This is a genomic window from Brevibacillus sp. YAE8, assembly GCF_057543335.1.
In genome coordinates, this window is record NZ_BAAIYG010000009.1 from 104243 (window position 1) to 126744 (window position 22502).

A 22502-nucleotide genomic window follows, 5' to 3' on the forward strand; every position below is an offset into this window, starting at 1 on the left:
CGCTCGTTAGTCGAAAACCGATAAATCGCCTGCCCGCTCTGTCAGCCGTCCGTTTTCCATCAGTCCCATTTTTTCCAGCCATTTTTCAAATTCGCGCAACGGGCGCAGGCCCAAAAGCTCGCGGTAGCTGGCATCGTCGTGGTAGCTCGTATCCTGATAGCTCAGCATGACGTCGTCGCCGCCGGGCACGCCCATGTAAAAATTCGCTCCGGCAAGCGTCGTCAGCATCCCGGCAATTTCCTGGTCGTTTTGGTCCGCGTACATGTGGTTCGTGTAGGTAGGGGCAATTCCCATCGGCAAACCGTGCAGCTTGCCCATGAACAAATCCTCCAGGTCGGCACGGATCATCTGTCTGCCGTCGTACAGCGTTTCCGGCCCGATGAACCCGGAGACGTTGTTGACCATGAACGGCTTCCAGTGGCGGCAAAAGCCGTACGTACGCGCCTCCAGCGTCTGCATGTCCACGCCTTCGTGCGAGTCCAGCGACACCTCCGAGCCTTGCCCGGTTTCAAAGTACATCACGTTCGGCCCCGAAGCCGTGCCTTTTCGCAGCATCAACTCCATCGCTTCGTCCAGCAAATCTTTGGAGACGCCAAACGCTTCATTCGCCCGCTGCGAGCCAGCCAGGCTCTGGAACATCAAGGAGATCGGCGCTCCGCCGCGCAATGCTTGCATCTGGGTGGTAATGTGGGCGAGGACGCAGTTTTGCGTCGGGATCTCCCATTTTTGCATGAAATCGTGGGACATCTTGAGCAGTTTGGTAACGCTTTCAACCGAGTCGTTGTTCGGGTTGATCCCGATGACGGCATCGCCGGAGCCGTAGGACAGACCTTCCTTCATCGAAGCGAGAATGCCCTCCGGATCGTCAATCGGGTGGTTCGGCTGGCACCGGAACGCCAGTCTGCCCGGCTCGCCGATGAGCGTGTTGCAGTACGCCTGGTGCCTCATTTTTTGCGAAGCCATCACCAGGTCAATGCTCGACATCAGCTTGGCGGTCGCGGCAATCATTTCACTGGTCAAGCCGCGACTGATCCGGGTAAGCTCCGGCATGCCTGTCGAAAAGGACAAAATGTACTCGCGCAGCTCCCCGACCGTCCAGTTTTTGATTTCGTTGTAGATCGACAAATTCAAATCGTCGTAAATGATGCGGGTGACTTCGTCTTTTTCGTACGGAATCACCGGATTTTCGTAGATGTCCTTGAGCTGCATCTCGCTCAGGACGACTTTGGCCGCCATCCGCTCCAGTGCGGAGTTGGCTGCAATTTTGCTCATCTGGTCGCCAGACTTCTCTTCGCTCGCTTTCGCCAATACATCGCGAACGGATGTGAACTGGTAATGTTCTTTACGGATGACGCATGCCAATTTCATCTCGCTTCACTCGCTTTCTTTGGTAGGGCTTCCTTGCTTTCCTGCCCGCCCGGCACAATGGGAGCGAAAACGGTCATCCTGCTTTTTCGCGTTTCTCCCCGGAAAAAACTCGTGCGGGACCAGCTCGTCGTTGAGCAATCGCGGCCATGCGGATGATGTGACCCAAAATTTGCCTGGTGGGGATAGAACCGGTAGTTGTTCGAGCGCTCCTTTGCGCTTTTTTTCTCGCTCTTATACGTCAAAAAGACGCTTGAAAAAGGAGACGGCAGTCCGTCTTCGTTCAAGCGCCATTGCTTTTGTTGCGATTCACTTTTCCAGCGAACTTTGTTTTTCCAACAAGATCGTCTCTACTGCGGGCAGCAGCTCTTCCTCCATGACGGGCTTGACCAGGTAGGCGCAGACGCCTTTTGTCTTCGCTTTCGCTACCAGGTCTTTTTGACTGTACGCCGTCAGCAGCAAAATGGAAGCGTCCGATTGCCCTTTGATAATCCCGGTAGCCGTCAATCCATCCATGACGGGCATTTTTACATCCATGATGATGAGGTGCGGGTCCCACAGTTGCGTCAGAGAAACGGCTTCTTCGCCGTTTTTCCCGTCAGCCACAACGTTGTAGCCTTGTTCCTGCAACATCTCGACCAGGTCCATTCGCGTGATGGGGTCGTCGTCTATGATGATAATTCGATAACGATGACGCAATACTCCACCTCCCATCAAAGAGAATGGACGTGCCAACTGCTCACCAAAATGTCAAGCTTGCACCGACGCCGTTGTCGGCTTTTTCGCAGCTTTTTGAATACTTTTATTATATCCATTATTTTTCGCCATTTCTAGCCTGAATCCTGTCCGCTGTTCCCGGCTTCTCTCGCAGGAGAAGCCGGGCGGACGAAGCGTGTTTTGCGTCATCGTCTGCCGCCCTTTTTCCCTTTTTGGATACGGGAACTCGCGTGTCCTGCCCCTTGTCCCGCTCCTGTACTGTACACTGCGTTTTCTTCGGCTCACCTTCACCTAGACGAGCCATGGCAGATGGCTTACCGGGCTTGCTCCGTCATTTTTTCCCGCAAGTCCGTGACCAGTTCGTGCATCGTTACGCTCTGCAAAATCGCTTCCATCGCATGCTGCGCGCGATGCAAAATCAGCTCCAGGACGAACTGGATATTGGCTCCGACCGGACAGGCAGGGTTCGGCTGCTCGTGGATGTGAAAAAGCTGGCCTTCCTCCACGACCTCGACGGCGCGATATACGTCCAGCAATGTGATTTGCTCCAGCTCTTTCGCAAGCGTTGCGCCGCCCGCCCCGGCCCGGACGTGTACAAGCCCTGCTTTTTTCAGTTGTCCGAGCACGCGGCGGATAATAACCGGATTGGTGTTCACGCTGCCGGCGATCCATTCCGATGTATGGTGAGCATTTGCATCAATGGAGAGCAGAGATAAAATATGAACCGCAATCGAGAAACGGCTGCTGATTTTCATGTCGGTCACCCTTTCGTTGTAATGATTATAGTTACATCCCTGTTTGGAAGTCAAGTTAACCGTTCCGTCACATTTCCGCCTGTGGCGCATTTGTGAATTCTACTATAATTTACGTTGTTATCAGATTCCATATTTTCAATGGGGAGTGTTGCCTGCATGATGCATCCACAGATTGATGTCTCACCAGCAACGGCCTTACTCGATGTACCTGTCCATATTACACTAAGCGGTTTTATGCCGCATCAATTAATCACGCTTCATGCCACCATGACGAACGGTTTGCCGGGCGGAGAGATGTCGGCCTCTTCCCATGCCATTTTCCAGGCAGACGAGAACGGCTTTGTTGATCTTGTGTCCCAGGCGCCTCTGTTCGGCACGTACGAAGGCATTGACCCCATGGGTCTGTTCTGGTCGATGAACGTGCAGACGCTCCGCTATTACAGCTCCTATTCCCTCGAAGACTTTCAGTTTACCCCACGCTCCACAGAGATTCACCTGACGGCAGAGGTGAAACAAAAGCCTGTCGCCAAGGCTGTCGTCAAGCGCATCTTCGTCTCACGCGACGTTTCCATCCAAAAAGTCAGGGAGGACGGCTTGGTCGGCCTCTTTTTCAGCAAGCCTCACCCAGAACCGCGTCCTGCCGTGCTCGTGCTCGGCGGCAGCGAAGGCGGAATCGGCTCCTGCTCCCAGTTTGCCGCCCTGTTCGCCTCTCACGGCTATCCGGCGCTGGCGCTCGCCTATTTTCAATGCGATGACTTGCCGACAGACATCCAGCAAATCCCGATCGAATATGTACAGCGCGCCGTCCAGTGGCTGAAACGGCAGTCTACGGTGCATCCCGGGCAAATCGCCGTTTTCGGCCGCTCCAAAGGCGCCGAGCTGGCGCTGGTCACCGCGTCGCTCGAACCGGACATCCGCGCTGTCATCGCGTCCAGCCCCAGCTCCACGGTCAACATCGGCACAGACCGGGCGTTCACGGACGCGGAAACGTTTTCGCCGCAGTCCTCCTGGTCGTTTCGCGGAGAACCGCTCCCGTTTGTCACCTGGACCGAGGCGCAATGCCAGGAGTCCCGCGAACGGCTGGATGCCGGCCGGCGCATCGACCAAATCCACAAAGCGGCCTGGCGTGCCTGCGAGTGGCTCGAAGACGCAGAAATTCCCGTGGAAAAGATCAACGGCCCGATTCTGTTGCTGTCTGCCGACGACGATCACTGGTGGCCCGCCGCCGAGCATTGCGAACGGATGGTCGAACGTCTGAAAGCCAATCAGTTTGCCCACCCCGTCGTTCATCTGCGCTACGCGGATACGGGGCACAGCATTCGTTTTCCGTATATCCCCACCACGCGGACGCAACTGAACGGCGGAACGCCGAAAAACAATGCGCACGCTTCCGAGCATTCGTGGCAGGAGGTGTTGGGGTTTTTGGAGCGGAGTTTTTCATAAGAAGCCTGGGCGAACTGCACCGATGAGCCTTGCCAGTAAAGGAAAGGCAAGGCTCTCTCGCCTCCAAAGTGATCGGCCGATCTCGCAGGTGAGCTTTGCCGCTTTTCGAAACAAGCTTCTTGAGTTTCGCTATAGTAGAATTACTTTACTATCAGCCAGCGCTCGGAGCCAAACAGGAAATTTTTCGGAAAGAAAGCAAGTGATCCTTGGTGGGAAAAGCTAGGATGGATGTCCCTGCCAGACCATTTCCCCAATGAATGAAAGAAGGCCCCATTCGCACGAGGAAAGAGGCCATGATTTTGAAAAGACTGCCTCCGACTCCGCTGCCAGTCTCCTCGTCTTTCTATTATTTTTCCCAATCGATTGGACGTCATCCCGATGCGCTTTTCGTAAAGATGTCGTTTTGCGAAAACCCGCAAGTGGAGGGAGAGCGTCCCCCTGTAAGGATAATCTCCTGACTTCGCCGACATTCTTGACGTGGATTGGCTCCTACTCTGTTCCTTGCAATCTTTTTGTATCAATATGCTTGTATTTGTCTTGATTCCCCTCAATTTCTCCATCGCTTGGCCCCAGTTGAAACCACTCTTTTCCATCATACAAGGTGTAATTGTAGGTCACATTTGGTTCATCCTTGAACACGGCATCCACCGAGTAGGTAGGCATTTTGGAATATTTTGCTTTTATTTCCAGTGTGTCTGATTCCTTGTAATGATTTGTTGCCACGAGATAGTGCAGCATTTCCTTTTCTAAGTTGTATAGCTTGAATTGAATATATCCATGTTCCCAGCATGTCCGCCAGCCAGCGCGCTGCCGTTTCAGCCAAAACGAACGCCTTTCGTTTCTGTTGAAAATCCGAAGTCACCCCCATCCAAAAACTTCCCCCGCCCAAACAGGTAAAGCCTACTTCCATGCCGAAGTAGGCTTTATACCTTCGATTGATTGAGAAAGGATGAAGAAGCAAATGGACTGCATTTTTTGCAAAATCGTAAACGGGGATATTCCTTCCAAAAAAGTGTACGAGGACGAGCATGTGCTGGCTTTTCACGACATTAACCCTGTCGCACCCGTACATGTCCTGATGATCCCGAAAAAGCATATCCAGTCGGTCATGGCCATCGAGCCTGAGGACAAGGAGCTGATCGGCCACCTGCATCTGTCGTTGCAAAAGGTAGCCGAAATCATGGAAGTAACCGAGCCAGGCTTCCGCGTCGTGACAAACATCGGACAGCATGGGCAGCAAACGGTTTTCCACCTGCACTACCACCTCATTGGCGGCAGACAGTTGGAGTGGAAGTTCTAGCGTTAGACAAAACCTAAACGTTTCCTTGCGAGACGATGTGGCGGGCAATCCCTTCTCCATGAAATCTGCCGTTTTCGATGAAAATGGCATTGGCGTGGTGGCCCGCCGCAATCACTCCCGCTATGTAGAGGCCGGGAACGTTCGTCTCCATCGTCTCCGGATCGTGCTGCGGAACGCCCGTCTCCTCATCGGTGTGCACCCCGAGCGAATGCAGAAACGTCCGGTCAGGCCGATAGCCGATCAGGGCAAACACGTGGTCGTTTGCAAGCGTGACCAGCCCTTCCGCTGTGTTGACGTGGATGGCGCGCTCTTCAATCGAAGCGACAGTGGCTCCGAAAAACATCTGGATGCGCCCTTTTTTGACCAGGCTCTCGAAGACAGGCCGGGTCCACGCCTTCACTTTGTCGGACAGCTCGGTTCTGCGGCAAATCACCGTCACCTGCGCCCCCGCCCGTTCCAGCTCCATCGCGGCATCGACAGCAGAGTTGTTTCCGCCGACGATGGCGACTTTCAATCCCGCGTATGGGTGCGCTTCCTTGTAAAAGGACGAGACTTTCGGCAAGTCTTCGCCTGGCACGTTCAACCGGTTCGGATTGTCAAAGTAGCCGGTGGCAATGATTAGCTTCTTCGCCTGATACAGATGCGTCTTGGCAAAGCGGTCTGTCGTCGCAACCTGAAAGCCATCCTCCGTCCGCTTCGCTTCGGTCACCGTTTCGTAAACATGAACCCGCAGATTTTCGCGGGAAGCTACCAGCCGATAGTAATTGAGCGCTTCCTGTCTCGTCGGCTTTTCGTTGGCGGTGGCAAAAGGAATGCCGCCAATCTCCAGCAAATCCGGTGTGCTGTGGAACACCATGTACGTCGGATAGCGATATATCGAATGTACGAGCGATCCTTTTTCGATGATGAGCGGATCGAGTCCCGCTCTTTTGCAGGAGATCGCTGCCGCCAGACCACAAGGACCTCCGCCGATAATCAGTACGTCTTCCATTTCTCTTCCGCCTCGCTTTTTGTTTCTCTCACGTTTCAATCTTATCATACCATATTGGAATTCCCCCCAAATCATTTTCCGTGTTTGCTTTGCATACCCGTTCCGTTCCCTTGCCTGCTTGACCGCACCGCCATGATCGAAAAAGCTTCACCCAACCTAGTATGGCTTGGCACATTCGAAAAGCTTGCCTCACCTACTCCATCGTTCTCTTGTCGTACTTTTCCGACCTGATATCCAACACTCTTTCGTTGATCTTGATGTGTGTCCCGTCCAGCCATTCCCCCCACTCTTACCAAAAAATGACCAATGAAAGATTGGTTCTGCCTCCTTATACTGGATGTATGATGAAAAAACAAAACATACATATTTGGTTGGTTTCTCTGGCATTTCTGACATACTGCCTCACGCTGGCCGTCGGGGTTCCCGCGTCCACGGCATCTACGAACAGCCTGAAGGATATTGCCAACAGCTACGCCAAAGAGCAAATTCGCTCCTTGCAGAAGGCAGGCGTGATCGCGGGGGATGAAAACGGGTACTTCCATCCGACGCGGCCGGTGACGCGCGCCGAGTTCGTCGCGATGCTCACGCGGACGCTCGGCATCCAGCCTGTGGCGGGCAATATCGCGGCTTATGCCGATGTCCCGAAAAATTCGTGGGCGTACGGGTCCGTACAGGCTGCGGCTGCGCTCGGCATCGCCAACGGGATCAGTCCTACGGCGTTCGGGCCGAAGCGCACGATCTCCCGCGAGGAAGCCGCCGCGTTTTTGGTGCGCGCCCTGGAGCAAAACGTTTCGGCACAGGCGACGCCGGCCGTGCAAGATGCCGCTTCTGTCTCCGGCTGGGCAAAAGCTTCTGTCGCCAAAGCGATCCAGAAAAAATGGCTCGTCGGCTACCAAGGCAGCTTCCGCCCGCAAAAAGCGCTGTCGCGTGAAGAGACGGCCGTGATTTTGCAGCGCATTTCAGATGAGCTGAAGACGCAAAGCGCGGCGGCCAAGCCGCTGATTTCGCTCGGCTGGCAATACCAGTCCACGACCGACGAGTTTATCGCGCAGGTCAAGAAAAGCGGTGTCAACACCTTGTCGCCGCGCTGGTACTTCCTGCAAAAAGACGGCACGGTCAGCGACTTGTCCGACGCGGCCCTGATCCACTGGGCACATGCAAACGGCAAGCAGGTATGGCCGCTGTTCGGGAACCGTTTCGACTCCGCCGCCACGCATGCCGCGCTTGCGGATGCAGCAAAGCGGAAGGCCATCGTCCAGAAGCTGTCCGCCTACGTGGACAAGTACCAACTGGACGGGATCAACGTCGACTTTGAAGGCTTTTCCCCGGCCGACCGCAACAACTTCACCCTGTTCATCCAGGAGCTGTCGGCTGCCCTGCACGCCAAAGGCGCTGTCGTCTCCGTCGACATTCCACCCGATACCAAAACCGATTGGAGTGAACCTTACGACTTTGCCAAACTGGCGAAATCTGCGGACTATTTGGTAGTCATGGCCTACGAGGAACATTGGGTGGGTGGCCCGAAAGCAGGCTCAGTAGCCTCGCTGCCATGGTTGAAAAAAGTGATCGTCGACCTGTTGGACAAAGTTCCGGCCCAGAAGCTGATTGTCGGCCTGCCGCTCTATACCCGCGACTGGTATCAGGCAAAAGGCAGCCTGCAATCGACAGACCTGACGATTCCTGCCTCCTACCAGTTGCTCTCCCAGTACAGGGCAAGCACGGTCTGGGATGCGAGCATTGGACAATACCGCTCGACCTACCAAAAGCAAGGCGTAACCCATACGATCTGGCTGGAAGAAAGCCGCTCCATGGGACTCAAGGTCCAGGCGAGTCTGGAGTGGCAAATCCCGGGACTGGCGTATTGGTACGTCGGCTCCGAGTCAACCGACATGTGGACCGCGATCGCCAACGCGATCAAGCTCAAGCAGGTGCGGGCAAAGCTGTCCTGAACGCTTGCTGCTGGAACGGCCACAAAATCGAACGAAACGCCTCCGCTGTCCGAAGACGCTGCGGAGGCGTTTTTGCTATCTCGCTGTACTGGTAGCGTGGTGGGCAATGCCGAACGCCAAAGCAAAAGCCAAACTCCCTCCCTGGCACTGCGGAGGCATTCTGCTTTTGTGGCATGCGCTGCCTAGCGCAATTTTCGCTCCATGAAAATGGCGCCGTCGAGCGGATTGAAGATGTACGGCTCTATTTCATAAAATCCGAAAGCGCGGTACAGCGCCTGCGCGCTGGTCATCCTTGCCAACGTATCGAGCCGCATGTAGTCGTACGAAAGCTGCTCCGCTTTTTCGATAATCATCTGGACCAGCGTTTTCCCGATTTTCAAGCCGCGATACCGATCGCGGACGTACAGCCGCTTCATCTCGCAAATCCGCTCGTCGCTTTTGCGCACGGCAATGCAGCCCGCCGCCTCCCCGTCTACCAAGGCGAGGAGCAGGGCGCCATCTGGTGCTGCGTACTTGCCGGGCAGCGCCTTGCACTCTGCTTCAAAATCTTGAAAGCCGAGATCGAGTCCGAGCGATTCCGTATATTCGCGAAACAGTTGCTTCACTGCCTCGAGCTCTTCCTTGTTTGCTTCGGTCAAAAAACGATACTCCACCATGCTTTCTCCACCCTTTCCTCTCTGTAGCTCCGCTGTGCCTATTTTTTGATGTTGTGGACGATGTACGTCAGCAAATCGTCGCCTTGCCACAAGGAATCCAGCGATTCGTTGCCCAGCTTGGCGCTCACGACCTTGAGCACCATGTCGTGGCGGATGTATTCCTTCGCCAGCAAAATCAGCATCGGGTCGGTCGTCTGAATGGCCTGCGGCACTCGCCCGTCCAAAAAGCTGCCGATCAGCACCTCTTTGTCGTCCTGAATGACAATCGTCAGCCTTTGGCCCATCCTCTGCCGCTCAATCGAGGACGAGTCCTGGCGGTGATAGAAGGCGTGCCCGAACGAAGGCGTTTCCTGGTCGGCAAACAGCAACGAAAACATTCTGACTCCTTGGGCAGCCGCTTCCTCGGAAGCCTCGCGCAATTCGTCCAGCTCCTCTTCCCACGCCGACAGCCACACCTCTTCTTTTGCCGAGCGCAGCAAGCTCTGCATGGCAGCCAAGATGTTCGCCCGCTCCTCCATATGCTGGATGACATGAACCTCGACCGGCTTTTCAATGACTTGCAGCTCTTGCTCCAAATAGTCAATCGTTTGTTCGTGCTGCTTTTTCAGGTTGGTCATCAGCTCTTTGATCGGCACGGGACGATAAGTCGGCGGCTCCGTCCGCAGCTCGACAATCGCCTGCTTGCTCACCAGCTTGGCAATGACCGCATACACCATCGAGCGCGGCACGGCACTTTTTTTGCTGATCTCGTACCCGTTTAAAAGCGGCTCCTTCAGCAGCGTCATGTACACCTTCGCTTCATTTTTGGAAAAACCGATTTCCTCAAACTTGTCCAGTAACGGTTCCATAGCTACTCCTTTTTAGTAGTAATAGATATTACAACTATAAAAGAACGCGCGCTGCAATGCAATATCGTTTTGCTGATCGGCAATCGAGATTCACGGAGGCCGCTTCTCAAACGGTCTGGAATCATGCCCGCCTGCGATCTGCTCTGTCACAGAACCGATCCTTTTTGCGTTTGCTTCGTATGTTTTCGTAACGAGATCGTCTCGCTTCGGAGGTGTTCCATGGGTTATTTCTCGCTTGCTTGACCATTGGCTTTCGTTCGAGCTGCTTTCGCCAGTGGCGACAGTCCTGCTACTGCTCTATTGGGGACGACTTCATGGCGGTTTCATTAGAAAAATTCGCTGCGCCAATGGCTTGGCGAGCCTTCGTTGCCCTTATACTGGAACAATCTTATCAATGCCTTATCTGTACAAAAAAACCGTCGCTTTGCACATTGCGCAAAGCGACGGTTTCGTCTCGTGTGTGATGCTATTCGTTTAGCCGACTTGCTGCAGCAGCTTTCCCCGCAGTTTGGCGAGCATGTCTTCGGTCATTTTGTCCAGATCGTACTCTGCTTTGAAGCCCCATTCGTTCATGGCGGCGGTCGCGTCGATCGAGTTTGGCCAACTGTCCGCGATCGCCTGGCGCACCGGGTCTACCTCGTAGGAGAGGGTGAACTCCGGAATGTGCTTGCGGATGGCAGCCGCTACATCTTCAGGCTCGATGCTCATTGCCGTTACGTTGAACGCGTTGCGGTGAATCAGCTTGGAGGCGTCGGCTTCCATCAAGGTGATGATCGCGTTCAAGGCGTCTGGCATGTACATCATGTCCATGTACGTGCCTTTGCCGATGTAGGACGTGTACGCGCCTTCCTGAATCGCCTTGTAGTAGATGTCAACCGCATAGTCGGTCGTGCCTCCGCCTGGAGGAGCCACGTACGAGATCAGGCCAGGAAAACGAACGCCACGGGTGTCTACGCCGAATTTTTGATAGTAGTAATCGCACAGCAGCTCGCCGGACACTTTGTTCACCCCGTACATCGTCGTCGGGCGTTGAATCGTGTCTTGCGGCGTGTTGTCTTTCGGCGTGGAAGGCCCGAAAGCGCCGATGGAGCTTGGGGTGAAAAACTGGCAGTTCAGCTCGCGCGCAGCTTCCAGCGCATTGACCAGCCCGCCCATGTTCAGGTTCCAGGCGAGCAGCGGCTTCGCTTCGGCTGTAGCCGACAGCAGCGCAGCAAGGTGCATGATCGTATCTACCTTGTGTGCTTTTGCCAGCTCGAACATGCGGTTTCCGTCTGTGACATCCAAAATCTCAAATGGCCCGGACTGTACCACAGGATCGTCTTCTTTTTTGCGGATGTCGGTCGCGACAACCTGATCGGCTCCGTACACTTCGCGCAGCTTCATGATGAGCTCCGAGCCGATTTGTCCCAATGCTCCCGTTACTAAAATCTTTTTCATGACAGGATCCCCATTTCTTTCCCAACTTTTTCATAGATGCCAAGGGCGCGATCCAGCATTTCCTTGGTGTGGGCAGCCGTCGGCATGTTGCGCACGCGACCTGTTCCTTTTGGCACGGTCGGGAAGACGATTGCCTTGGCGTACACACCTTCTTCGTACAGGCGTTTGCTGAATTCCTGCGTCTTTTGTTCGTCGCCGATGATGCAAGGCGTGATCGGTGTTTCGCTGTCTCCGATGTTGAAGCCAAGCTCCTTCAAGCCTTTTTTCAGGTAGTGGCCGTTATCCCACAGTTTGTCGTGCAGTTCGGTGCTGCTTGTCAAAATGTCAATAGCGGTAATGCAAGCCGCCACATCTGCTGGCGTCAGCGCCGTCGAGAACAGGAACGGTCTGCTGCGCACTTTGAGCCAGTCGATCAGCTCCTGGCGTCCTGCCACGTAGCCGCCGACTACCCCGATCGCTTTGGAGAGCGTACCGATCTGGAAGTCGATTTTGTCAGACAAGCCAAAGTGTTTGACGGTTCCAGCGCCTTTGCCAAGCACACCCGAGCCGTGGGCATCGTCTACATAGGTGATGAGGTCAAATTCTTCGGCAACCTCCACGATTTCCGGCAGTTTGGCGATATCGCCGTCCATCGAGAATACGCCGTCCGTGATGACCATCAGTTTTTTATATTTGCCGGACTCTTTTGCTTCCTTCGCTTTGGCGCGCAGGTCGTCGATGTCCGAGTGGTTGAAGCGAATAATTTGCGCACGCGAGAGACGGCAGCCGTCGATAATCGAAGCGTGGTTCAGCTCGTCGGACAAAATCGCATCGTCCTTGTCCATGACGGCAGAGATGGCCGCCATGTTGCAGTTAAAGCCGGACTGATAAGCGATAGCTGCTTCTGTATGTTTGAAGGCAGCGAGTTTTTCTTCCAGCTTCACGTGCAGATCGAGCGTACCATTGATGGTGCGCACCGCTCCTGCCCCGACTCCGTATTTTTGCGCAGCGGCAATCGCGGCATCTACCAGGCGCTGGTCTGTCGCCAGTCCCAGGTAGTTGTTCGAGGACAGGTTAATCAGTTCTTTTCCCGCAATGGTGATGACAGGGCCGTTTGCGCTTTGCAAAGGATCGATGACGTTGTACAGACCTTTGCTTTTCAAATCAGCCAGATTTTCATGTAAAAAGTGCTCCAATGTTTTGCTCGCCAACGAGAATCCCTCCAGCATCCAGCCATCGGGCTTTACACCTGTCCGATCGGGGAAGTAATTTCCACGAAAACAAATGTACACCCTATGCGGACATATTTTTCTTGTATAAATCGCATGAAATCAACCTTATTTACTGATAGGTTACCACCATTTACTCGAAATGTCCATATGACAAAGACATAAATGGTGGCGCTTTCACCAAAAATGCCTAATGCGCTCTTTCATAAGTTCTCCTTTTGCTGCGATCTTAGACAAAACAGCGGCGATGATCCCGGCGGCTTAGAAAATTTGGCTGTGTGGTGTCGTGGCATGATGATTCGAAAATGACGTTGTGGGGCCTTTGGCTTTTAAAAGCCTCCTTCATCGGGGCTTTTGGTGTGGCGAGGAAAGAGACGAAATCGCTGTAGCTTCTTGGGCTCCCTGCTGGGGGTATCACTGCCCGGCTCCGGGGAAAAAGCGAAACCGCGTCCAAAAGTGGTCGATTCAGGTAGCCTCTCAGAGTTGGACGCTAAAAGCGTGTTTCGCTTTTTTCCCGGAGCCTCGGTTGGGAGCCCAAAGAGCTTTCGCGGATTTCGTCTCTTTCCTCGTCAGGGGCTAAGGGGAATAGGCCCTTTTGCGAACCTTTTTGAGAGCTATGAATGTACCTGCTCTCAACCGTACAAAAATGATTTCGAGACGCGTTTTGTCTTGGACATCTTGCTTCTTGAACTACGCACAAAAATCACCCCCGAACGACAGAAACAGGAAACAGGAGAAAGCAAGCGAAGGTCTTTGGGACTCCTACCGAGCAGGAGGGGAAAAAGGAAAACACGCTTTTAAGCGTCAACGTGAACCTACTTCTTTTGAATCCTCTACTTTTGACGCGGTTTTCCTTTTTCACCGGAGGCGGACAGTTCCCGCTCCCCCGCTAGAGGCCCAAGTACCTGTAGCGCTTTCTCCTGTTTCCTCCCACCACTATCGCGACGATCAACCGTATTCCAAGCTGCCAGTCCGCCTTGATCCCCGCAGCCCGTAACAAAAACCTCATTCTCGCCTAAATATAAACCACCTTAGCTGCACCAACTCGCCAAGCAATCGCTAAAAACCTCTGTCCCCAAAGGCCCAACGCTTGCTTTCCCCCTACACTCGAAGTCCCGCTATGTTGCACGACTACTGGATAAGAACAAAAAACCACGCCCCCTTTATCAGACAGAGCGCGGCCCTGGACTACTTTTTGACTTTTTCCGATTTGAGAATGCCTGGCTTGCAGTCCGACGTGCGGACAAAGCCGTCGCCTTGAAACCGATGGGTCATCAGCGACTCGACCGGCTGCCCCAGGCGAAAATGCTGATCGACCAACAGCCCCGCATCTTCTGGCGTCACGTTCTGGTACCAGATGCCTTCCGGATAGACGATCACGACACAGGCATCCTCACATCGTCCGTTGCAGCGCGTCCGGCTTGTATGTACGTAATCATCCAGGCCCGCCTCCGCAATCGCTTCCCGAATCGCAACGGTGACCTCTTCTCCCCCGCTGCGCATACAGCTTCCGCCATTGCAGAGCAAAACATGGTGGCGCGTCCGCGACAAATCCCATGTAGCCACTCTACATCCCTCCCAGCCAAAAAAATCGTAATCATTACGTTTTAAACACCTTCCTACTATACCTGCTTCCCATCATGACTGTAAATAGCGCAATTTGCAATTCCCAGAACGTTGCCTTTTTGCTAGAATATATGTTCGTACACAACGATTACAAAAATGACGGGTGGTGGATCACATGTCCGTAACCAAACAGCGGGATGCCTTGCAGTTGCTCCAGACAGTCGGATCGTTTCCCTGGTATGTAGAAAAATTTATCGACCACAAAAAAACGAAAAAAAGCTCGCCTTCCACCTTGCTTGGCTATTTGCGCGACATCGCCTTTTTCTTTCGCTGGATGATGACCGAAGGCTTGACCACGGCAACAGACATCAAGGACGTGTCCCTCTCCGACTTGAACGAGCTGAAAAAGGAGACGGTGGAAAGCTACATCTTATATTTGCAGGAGTCGCACTTGTACGAGCGCTCCGCCCTGCTCACCAACCCGACGCGCAGCGCGAAAAAAGAGTACAGCGACCGGACGATCAGCCGAAAAATTTCCAGCTTGAAGTCGTTGTTTCATTATTTGGCTGCGCTGGCCGAAGATGAAAACGGCGACGCGTATTTGAAGCGCAATGTGCTGGCAAAAATCGAGCTGGATGCGACTGAGCTGACGCCGCTGGCCCGCGCTCACGCCATCCGCGCAAAAATTTTGATCGACGAGGAAATTTACCAGTTTGTCGACTTCGTTTACAACGGCTATTTGGCCCACTGCAACACCGAAAAGAAGCGGCAGTACCACCTGCAAAACCGCGACCGCGATACCGCCATGATCGCGCTGATCCTCTCCGGCGGCTTTCGCGTCTCCGAGATCGTCAGTCTGGACTTGTCCGACATCGTGATGGAAAAAAACCAACTGAAAATGGTGCGCAAAGGAAAAAAAGAGGACGCTCCCTTTTTCAGCGACTGGGGCAAGGAGCATTTGGGCCGTTACCTTGCCTTGCGCGACAAATACCATCCTGCCCCGCAAGAAACGGCCGTTTTCCTCGCCGTATCGCCAACGAAGCCACACGGCCACCGCATCGAAATCCGCTCCGTGCAAAAGCTGGTCAAAAAATATGCGAAAGCGTTCGGGATTCCCGATTTGTCCGTACATAAGCTGCGCCACAGCTTCGCCACGCAGTTTTTGCGGCTGAACCCGGACCCGCATCAGTTGCAAGCCCAGCTTGGGCACTCGAAAATCGAAACGACGATGCAGTACGCCCACGTCCTGGAAGACGCGCTGGAAAAAGCGGTCAACCGCACGACCTGACAATGCGAACAAACAAACATGACCAATCAGCTTTCGCCCCTGCGCCATAGCTGATTGGTCGTTTTGCTTTCTGTGCCGTTCATGCTCCTGTGCTCCTACAACCCAGCTGATCGTTGCAGACGTTTGGCAATCTCGATAAAATCTTCGCGCGACACACCTGGGGCAAACTCCTCCGGCAGCTCATCGAGGTCTGGAACCGGGCCGCCATCGGGAACGCCCTGAATGACCTCGGCTGTGCCGCCGTCTGGCAATGGACCGCGCCAGATCAAGGCGATATCCTGGTAATCCTGATAGCTGAACGTAAACAGCTTGCGGTTCAGCCCCATGGCAATGTACGGATGGGTGGCGTCAAACTGGTCATTGTCGAGATCGGGGATGGGGAGCATTTTCGTCAGGTCTACCCCTGTGGCGATTTCCAGCGCTTTGGCGTAGGCGACGATATGCACGCCGCCTCTGACCAGCAAGTAGCCGATCATGGCTCTCGCCGTCGGGTGATCGGTCATCTGGTACACCCTCATCTTGTGCGTCCGCGCCCCGCATTCGAGGAAAAAGTTGTGCAACAGGTCGAGGACGAGGTTGCCGCTGGTGAAAACGTAATCGCCCGTCCACGATTTTCCCATGGAATCCCCGGGCAGCGCAGTCTGTGCCGAGGCGATAAAATGGTACGTGTTGCGCTTGTTCAAGCCGTTGGACAGCGGCGTCGTGTCCGGGTCGCCCGGCCGCGTGATGCCTTTCATGCACAAATTGATCGCATTGGACACCAGTTCGACGTGTCCTACCTCTTCCGCCGTAATGCTTGCGACGAGGTCGTAAAACGGCTTCAGCTTGCGCTTGCCGCGAAAATTGAACGATTGGTACAAGTAGTTGTTCAATGTCGACATCTCGCCAAAACGACCGCCCAATAGCTCCTGGACGGCCGCAGCGGCGTTGGCGTCTCCGTATTCCGGCTCAGGAAGCTCGATAGCCAATCTATTGATCCGTGTAAACAACGCGATTCCCTCCCCCGTCATACTCCTACCTTTACTGTTTTATGTCGGGGCAGGGTTGTATCATGCCATTAACCCGGCATGACCCAGACGATTTGCTGGATGCGCACCAAAAACGTAGAGCCGCCCACGCGCAAAGCCACGTGATCCGGCATGACGTTGACGACGTTGCCACGGAGGTTTCCCTGGGTCGTTTGAATGACGACATCACGCTGTACCACGCCGAGCAAGGTTTGATACAGAAACGGGTCGATCAACGTCGACATCGAAGGGGTGTTCGATCCCGACTGGGGTTGGTAAGGATACGCACTCATGACGTTCTGGACTCCTTCCTGTAGTTCCTCACCTTACCTTATGCAGCGCGTGGCGCTTGGGTGAGTGCACAGGCTGTCCGGGATGGTATCACAGGCCCGTGGCGATTGATGTCGATGGAGCGTGCACTGCGTCGCCGTGCGACTTTTGTCCGCTCGAGCAGCGCATGCAACGCCTCCCTTGCAATCCGTGACGCTCCATCAGCGTCACGCACCGCGTCACCCCATCCGAACCGACTGGCAGCATACCCCACGCCGTCATGCGCCGGAAGCGGACAGCATGGCGTTGCGCGCAAGGCACAAGGTCTGTTTCACAACCTGTCAGCCCGCTTTTGACCCAAACGAAAAAAGTCCCCTGCCCTATCGACAGAGGACACTCTTCGCTTGTTACTGCTTCAAAGCTGGCTTCAGCCCGCTCTGTGCCTTGACCACGACTTGCTCCTGCTTCGCCTGCTTGAGCGTCTCCTGGTCGATGACGTGCAGTTCGGCCATTCGGTCCAGCACCACCTGCTGACGCGCTTTGGCCTTTTCCCAATGCTTTACGGGCGAGTAGGCCTCCGGCGCTTTCGGCAAAGAAGCGAGAATCGCGGTTTCTCCCATGGTCAGCGAGGTGGAGGCGCCAACGCCCGGCGCTGCGACCGGCTTGCCGAAGTAAAACTCGGCCGCTTCGCCGATACCGTAGTGCCCATGCCCGAAGTAGATGACGTTCAGGTACATTTCCAGCAGTTCTTTTTTGCTGTAGCGCTGCTCCAGTTGCAAGGCGATCGCCATTTCCTTGATTTTTCTGCCCATCGTTTTGTCATGGGTCAAAAACAGGTTGCGGGCCAATTGCATCGTGATCGTGCTTCCGCCCTGCACGTAGGCGCCTTCCCGCACATCCACCCAGATCGCGCGGGCCAGACCGTACGGGTCCACCCCGGGATGTTGCATATAGCGATGGTCCTCAATCGCGACAAACGCCTTCCACACGTAGTCGGGCATCTCATCCAGCTTGACGTAGACGCCCTTTGCCGGATGCTGGACAGCCGCCAGCTTCTGCTCGTCAATCCACAGGTTTCCTGCCCAGGTGAGCAACAGCGGGGCCAGAATCGCCGCCACCAGCATCGCGACAAGCACGATGCCCGCTCTTTTTCTCCAGGAAACGCTCCGTTTTTGCGAGCGCTCCCTGGCCGTTGCTGCTGTTGCTGTATATGGTTTCGCATTTCCTCCTACCGGAACGGAAAGCTGGTTCATGCCGCATTCCCCCTTGCCTTCTCTGACAACTCCATTGTAGGGAATGCGCATGTTTTCTCCCATCGAATCCACTTACAGCAAGCTTACAATTTCGTAAGGCGCACGTTTTTTTAAGAGCGGAGCGTCTTCGCTTCCTGCTGGCGCAGCTCGATGCGCCTGATTTTGCCGGAGGTCGTCTTCGGCAGCTCCTGGACAAATTCGATCTTGCGCGGGTATTTGTACGGGGCTGTCAACGTTTTCACGTGATCTTGCAACTCCGAGACGAGTCCGTCGGAAGGGGCATGGCCCTTTTTCAAAATGACAAACGCTTTCACAACGTGTCCGCGCTCGGGATCGGGGCTTGCGACCGCCGCACATTCGGCTACTGCCGGATGCTTGACCAGCGCGTCCTCCACCTCGAACGGCCCGATCGTGTACCCGCCGGAAATGATGATGTCATCCGAGCGGCCCTCGAACCAGATGTAGCCGTCCTCGTCCATGCGGCCCTGGTCGCCGGTGACGTACCAGTCGCCCCGGAACGCTCGCGCAGTGCGCTCAGGATCGTCCAGGTACCCTTTGAACAGCGCCACGAGGTTGCGGTCGATCGCAATATCCCCGACCTTGCCGACAGGCAGCTCGTGGCCCTCCTCGTCGATAATCGCGATGCGCACGACCGGCGAAGGCTTGCCCATCGAGCCGGGCTTTGGCTCCATGCCGACGAAGGTCCCGACCAACAGCGTGCTTTCCGTCTGTCCGTAGCCGTCGCGCACCGTCAACTGGAACTCGCGGCGGAACGTATCAATCACTTCGCGGTTGAGCGGCTCCCCTGCCGAGCATGCCGAGCGCAGCGCTTGCAGCTTGTACTCGCCCAAATCGGATACTTTGGCCATCAGCCTGTACTCGGTCGGAGTCGCGCAGAGGACGGACACCGGGTATTTTTGCAAAATCGCCAAATAATTTTCCGCAACGAACCGCCCTTTGTACACAAACGCCGTCGCTCCCATCCCCAATGTCGAGACGAACGGACTCCAGATCCATTTGGCCCAGCCAGGGCCTGCTGTCGCCCACACCAGGTCGCCTTCGCGCACGTCGAGCCACTGCTTTGCCGCCACCGCCAAATGCGCGAACGGCCAGCCGTGGACGTGCATAACCCCTTTCGGACCGCCCGTAGTCCCGGACGTATAGGACAAAAATGCCAGTTCGTCCGCATCCGTATCTACTGCCGTAAATTCCTCGGCCTGCCCTTCCATGATTCCCGCCAGGGCTACCCAGCCTTCTTTCCCTTCGCCTGTCGTAATGTAGTGCGCCAGACTGGGACAATTGCCGCGGGTCTGATCGACCTCGTCCAGCACGCCCTCGAAGCTGATGACAGCCTTGGCCTTGGCGTGGTTCACCCGGTACTCGATGTCCTTGTAGCGCAACATTTCCGAGCCGGGCAAAATGACCGCGCCCAGCTTCAGCAAAGCGAGGTACAGCCCGTAGGCGAGCGTCCCGCGGGAGACGAGCACAAGCACCCGGTCCTTTTCCCCAATCCCGACGGAACTAAGCGCATTCGCGATCCGGTTGGAATAGCGGCGCAGCTCCTCATAGGTCAAAACTCGTTCGTTCCCTTGCTCGTCCAGCTCCCAGACAGCGCGTCTCTCCGGATTTTTTCTGGCCCACTCATCCACTTGTACGGCGAAATTGTATTTTGCTGGCATGTTCAATTGCAAGTGAAACACCCCCACGCTTTTTAAGTATGTAGAATATAGAAGTTCTACATTTTCTCAATATTTCCTCTTTACTGTCTATTCTAACAAAAATTTATCCGTGGAGCATTGCAAAAATTGGCAAGCGCCGCACCCGTAACAATTCGCGGCGTCCTGCGTCATACATAACAAAGGCTCTCATGCACACGAGCACGAGAGCCGACTGAACGGTGTTTACCGTATGCAGTTAGGGGAGCCTTTAGCGGCTACAGGACGCGTTTGATTTTGACCACGCGCTTCTCCCAGTTCGTTCCGTCGAACTTGGAGTAGGTCACGCCCGGGCTGCCGTACGTGTGCAAAATTTTGCCGTCTCCGGCGTAGATCGCCACGTGCGTAATCCGGTCAGAAGAGCTGTTGACAGAAGCCTTCATGAAGACCAGGTCGCCTTTTTGCAAGTTCTTCTTGGACACAGTCGTCCCTACGGTCGATTGCTGGCGGGAGTCGCGCGGCAACGTGATTCCCGCTTCCTTGAAGACGCGCTGGGTAAAGGACGAGCAGTCAAACGTCTTGGTCGTGCTGCTGCTGGAGCCGTATTTGTACTTCGTGCCCATGTATTTCTCGCCGATCTTGATGACCTTGTCGGCCAGATTGCTTGCCGGTTGCTCCGGCTTGCTGCCGGAATTGTCGGAAGAGCTTGTCTCATCCAAAATGCGGCGTGCGCCGACGAACTTATTGCTGTATTCCGAATAGCTTTTCAGGACGACGGCATCCTCGCTTTGAGAGGAGTAGACAAATTGGTCATTGCCTATGTATATGCCCATAAATGTGGGGCTTCCTTTTCCATTGGACGAGAAGAACACCAGGTCTCCCGGCTCTACGCTGTTTTGGGAGACTTTTTTGCCTGCTTTGGACAAGCTCGAAATCGTGCTGCCAATGGAAATGCCGATTTGCTTGTACGTGTACGTAGCCAGCTCTGCAGACCCGAACTGTTTTGGACCTTTTGCTTTATATTCATAATCTTTCCCAATCAAAGATGTCGCGATCTGTACAACATCAGACTGTTTCGAATCTTGCGTCTTAGCGGCCGCCTGTCCAACTTGACCACCCATTAACAGGGACGTACTCAGCATGACTGCTACTGTTGACTTCATTACCCAATCTCGTTTCGTCACTTTCTTTTCCTCCTTGTCATGTTGTGGCACCCGTCGTGGGTACATGGACAGATTACCCCAGGAGGAAACGGGAGGATAAGACCGTAAAATTTACCAATCATGGAATTAGTAGCATCGGACTAATCAGAAAACAAGGCGCACAACAGGCCATTCCTGCCTTTTAGTTCCATAGAACCAGACGCAGTTGAGAATCGGTTTCAATGGCGCTTTTTCAAACAAAAACCCATCTTCTTCCTGATCCTGTCAGAAGATGGGTCTTTTCACCCGGCATAACTGCCCGTTTTTATTTCAGTTTGGCCGTAAACTGGCCCCACTCTTCGTCGCCCCATTTGAGGGTCAGCACATCGCCATCGGCGACCGGTCCGACACCCGCAGGAGTCCCCGTGTAAATCACATCGCCCTGACCCAAGCCAAAATGCTCCGCGACGTAAGCAATGATCGTCTCCAGATCAAAAATCACATCGCGAATATTTCCCCGCTGCACCTGCTCGCCGTTTTTGAGCAGGGAAAAGTCTGTCTGCTGCATCGCCGCAAGCCCTGGAAACGGGTGAAACGGCGTCAAGATCGCGGAATGAGGGAAGCCTTTGGCAAGCAGCCACGGATGGCCTGCACTCTTCAGCTCGCTCTGCACATCGCGCAAAGTAAAATCAATGCCAAGGGCGATCTTGTCGACCAGCTCGGCAAGCGTGCAGCCCGGTTCATACGGCCGTGCCAGATGCACGACCAGCTCCGCTTCATAATGAAGCTCTCCGCGCGTCCCAGGCAGCTCGATCTCCTGTCCGTTCGTCACAGCCAGAGCGTGTGTCGGCTTGGCAAAAATCATCGGTTTTTTCGGTACGTCGTTCCCCAGTTCGGCCGCATGCAGCCGGTAATTGCGGCCCACACAGTAAATATTGCGGATCTGTTCCATTTTGTCCTCTCCTTATGAAAGCTTGTCGCTCCCATTTACTATATCATGGGAAAGAGGACGAAAAACAGCCGGTCAATACTCGTCAAAGCAGTTGTCATAGCCCGGCCAGAGCCTGGCGTTGCCGCGCGCCTCCACTTCAAACACTGTATCGCAAATCGCTTCCAGCGCGCTCTCCAAATCCGTCTCCTCCTCCGAGCTCCACATGAACCCGTAACGAAGGCGCACGACCTGCTCTTTTTTTTCGCAGAGGACAAACGCGAGCTGCGGGTGCTGCTCAATGACCGCTCGGCGCGCCTGAACGGTCGCGTCCAGCGAAAACAAGCCATCCCATTCCGAGATGACATAGGTGGAAGTTACCTCGATCCAAAGTGCGGAGGAATCGTTTCTCCTGCGAAAGACAACCGAGTCCTCCCGATAAAATCCATACCCCGAAGGAAGGGCGCCCTGGAGTCTGAATGCCATCCCGACAGGCAAATCTTCCGGCTTTAGCGCTGCGACAAGCCGACCAGGCAAAAGATAGTAGCCATCCTCCTGGCAAGAGCTCAAAGGCTCGCCCATGACGACCACGCGCTGATTATGCGGGTCACCTGTCACCTGTACGTACATCACGGCACCTCCTTTTCACACAGTATGGTCAGGAATGCCTGCCTCAAAACCAAATAACGTTTCGGTGCATCCATTATTTTACATTTATAGCAGA

22 protein-coding genes are annotated in these 22502 nt (G+C 54.6%); 4 read left to right on the forward strand and 18 right to left on the reverse strand.

The window, feature by feature from the left end:
• Positions 1-6 precede the first annotated feature (6 nt).
• The 3 genes from AC27IT_RS13995 to AC27IT_RS14005 all read right to left on the reverse strand — a co-directional run bounded on the left by AC27IT_RS13995 (position 7) and on the right by AC27IT_RS14005 (position 2837).
• Positions 7-1368: an ethanolamine ammonia-lyase subunit EutB gene (locus AC27IT_RS13995; RefSeq protein WP_007783529.1), complete on the reverse strand. Its 1362-nt coding sequence runs from the start codon at positions 1366-1368 to the stop codon at positions 7-9.
• Positions 1369-1674: 306 nt separating this feature from the next.
• Positions 1675-2064 (reverse strand): response regulator, encoded by a 390-nt coding sequence (locus AC27IT_RS14000; RefSeq protein ID WP_005836508.1) that lies wholly within the window; start codon positions 2062-2064, stop codon positions 1675-1677.
• Between the two features lie 332 nt (positions 2065-2396).
• Complete coding sequence (locus AC27IT_RS14005) at positions 2397-2837, reverse strand: Rrf2 family transcriptional regulator (protein WP_005836512.1); 441 nt, start codon at positions 2835-2837, stop codon at positions 2397-2399.
• A 156-nt stretch (positions 2838-2993) separates the two neighbouring features.
• Between AC27IT_RS14005 and AC27IT_RS14010 the strand changes: the two genes are divergently transcribed.
• The gene (locus AC27IT_RS14010; RefSeq protein WP_007783523.1) at positions 2994-4280 is read left to right on the forward strand and encodes an acyl-CoA thioesterase/bile acid-CoA:amino acid N-acyltransferase family protein; all 1287 of its coding nucleotides are present in this window, start codon (positions 2994-2996) and stop codon (positions 4278-4280) included.
• A gap of 489 nt (positions 4281-4769) precedes the next feature.
• On the opposite strand, the gene AC27IT_RS14015 is transcribed toward AC27IT_RS14010, so the two are convergent.
• Both AC27IT_RS14015 and AC27IT_RS14020 read right to left on the reverse strand, forming a co-directional pair.
• A complete protein-coding gene (locus AC27IT_RS14015) occupies positions 4770-5018 on the reverse strand; it encodes a DUF3139 domain-containing protein (protein ID WP_122953431.1) in 249 nt (82 codons plus the stop codon).
• Positions 4906-5148, reverse strand: a complete 243-nt coding sequence (locus AC27IT_RS14020) for a hypothetical protein (RefSeq protein WP_310669963.1) — start codon at positions 5146-5148, stop codon at positions 4906-4908. The genes AC27IT_RS14015 and AC27IT_RS14020 overlap by 113 nt, the downstream gene beginning before the upstream one ends.
• 93 nt (positions 5149-5241) lie before the next feature.
• Here AC27IT_RS14020 and AC27IT_RS14025 point away from each other — a divergent pair, with 93 nt between their 5' ends.
• Entirely contained in the window at positions 5242-5580 is a 339-nt protein-coding gene (locus AC27IT_RS14025; RefSeq protein WP_005836518.1) for a histidine triad nucleotide-binding protein, read from the forward strand.
• A 13-nt stretch (positions 5581-5593) separates the two neighbouring features.
• Here the strand turns inward: AC27IT_RS14025 and AC27IT_RS14030 are convergent, their stop codons facing one another.
• Positions 5594-6571 (reverse strand): YpdA family putative bacillithiol disulfide reductase, encoded by a 978-nt coding sequence (locus tag AC27IT_RS14030; RefSeq protein WP_007783520.1) that lies wholly within the window; start codon positions 6569-6571, stop codon positions 5594-5596.
• Between the two features lie 344 nt (positions 6572-6915).
• Between AC27IT_RS14030 and AC27IT_RS14035 the strand changes: the two genes are divergently transcribed.
• Positions 6916-8520: an S-layer homology domain-containing protein gene (locus AC27IT_RS14035; RefSeq protein ID WP_283859200.1), complete on the forward strand. Its 1605-nt coding sequence runs from the start codon at positions 6916-6918 to the stop codon at positions 8518-8520.
• Between the two features lie 182 nt (positions 8521-8702).
• On the opposite strand, the gene AC27IT_RS14040 is transcribed toward AC27IT_RS14035, so the two are convergent.
• The 5 genes from AC27IT_RS14040 to AC27IT_RS14060 all read right to left on the reverse strand — a co-directional run bounded on the left by AC27IT_RS14040 (position 8703) and on the right by AC27IT_RS14060 (position 14235).
• Positions 8703-9176: a GNAT family N-acetyltransferase gene (locus tag AC27IT_RS14040; RefSeq protein ID WP_005836525.1), complete on the reverse strand. Its 474-nt coding sequence runs from the start codon at positions 9174-9176 to the stop codon at positions 8703-8705.
• Between the two features lie 38 nt (positions 9177-9214).
• On the reverse strand, positions 9215-10024 hold the full coding sequence (locus tag AC27IT_RS14045; protein ID WP_005836526.1) for a TrmB family transcriptional regulator: 810 nt from the start codon (positions 10022-10024) through the stop codon (positions 9215-9217).
• A 474-nt stretch (positions 10025-10498) separates the two neighbouring features.
• Complete coding sequence (locus AC27IT_RS14050) at positions 10499-11461, reverse strand: L-threonine 3-dehydrogenase (RefSeq protein ID WP_007783510.1); 963 nt, start codon at positions 11459-11461, stop codon at positions 10499-10501.
• Positions 11458-12669 (reverse strand): glycine C-acetyltransferase, encoded by a 1212-nt coding sequence (locus AC27IT_RS14055; protein WP_007783508.1) that lies wholly within the window; start codon positions 12667-12669, stop codon positions 11458-11460. The genes AC27IT_RS14050 and AC27IT_RS14055 overlap by 4 nt, the downstream gene beginning before the upstream one ends.
• Positions 12670-13857: 1188 nt before the next feature.
• On the reverse strand, positions 13858-14235 hold the full coding sequence (locus AC27IT_RS14060; protein ID WP_005833471.1) for a (2Fe-2S) ferredoxin domain-containing protein: 378 nt from the start codon (positions 14233-14235) through the stop codon (positions 13858-13860).
• A 175-nt stretch (positions 14236-14410) separates the two neighbouring features.
• Between AC27IT_RS14060 and xerS the strand changes: the two genes are divergently transcribed.
• Positions 14411-15523 carry a tyrosine recombinase XerS gene (xerS, locus tag AC27IT_RS14065; protein WP_025847607.1) on the forward strand — a complete coding sequence of 371 codons (1113 nt, stop codon included), beginning with the start codon at positions 14411-14413 and terminating at the stop codon, positions 15521-15523.
• A 95-nt stretch (positions 15524-15618) separates the two neighbouring features.
• On the opposite strand, the gene AC27IT_RS14070 is transcribed toward xerS, so the two are convergent.
• From AC27IT_RS14070 to AC27IT_RS14100, 7 genes are all read right to left on the reverse strand, one after another.
• The gene (locus AC27IT_RS14070; RefSeq protein WP_005833473.1) at positions 15619-16512 is read right to left on the reverse strand and encodes a manganese catalase family protein; all 894 of its coding nucleotides are present in this window, start codon (positions 16510-16512) and stop codon (positions 15619-15621) included.
• 68 nt (positions 16513-16580) lie between these two features.
• Complete coding sequence (locus AC27IT_RS14075) at positions 16581-16823, reverse strand: YuzF family protein (RefSeq protein ID WP_005833474.1); 243 nt, start codon at positions 16821-16823, stop codon at positions 16581-16583.
• 384 nt (positions 16824-17207) lie between these two features.
• Positions 17208-18053 carry a transglycosylase domain-containing protein gene (locus AC27IT_RS14080; RefSeq protein WP_051998912.1) on the reverse strand — a complete coding sequence of 282 codons (846 nt, stop codon included), beginning with the start codon at positions 18051-18053 and terminating at the stop codon, positions 17208-17210.
• Positions 18054-18163: 110 nt separating this feature from the next.
• Positions 18164-19744 carry an acetate--CoA ligase gene (locus AC27IT_RS14085; protein ID WP_007783498.1) on the reverse strand — a complete coding sequence of 527 codons (1581 nt, stop codon included), beginning with the start codon at positions 19742-19744 and terminating at the stop codon, positions 18164-18166.
• Between the two features lie 242 nt (positions 19745-19986).
• A complete protein-coding gene (locus AC27IT_RS14090; RefSeq protein WP_005833476.1) occupies positions 19987-20892 on the reverse strand; it encodes a C40 family peptidase in 906 nt (301 codons plus the stop codon).
• Between the two features lie 283 nt (positions 20893-21175).
• Entirely contained in the window at positions 21176-21802 is a 627-nt protein-coding gene (locus tag AC27IT_RS14095) for a fumarylacetoacetate hydrolase family protein (RefSeq protein WP_005833478.1), read from the reverse strand.
• A gap of 72 nt (positions 21803-21874) precedes the next feature.
• Entirely contained in the window at positions 21875-22408 is a 534-nt protein-coding gene (locus tag AC27IT_RS14100) for a hypothetical protein (RefSeq protein ID WP_007783490.1), read from the reverse strand.
• Positions 22409-22502 lie beyond the last annotated feature (94 nt).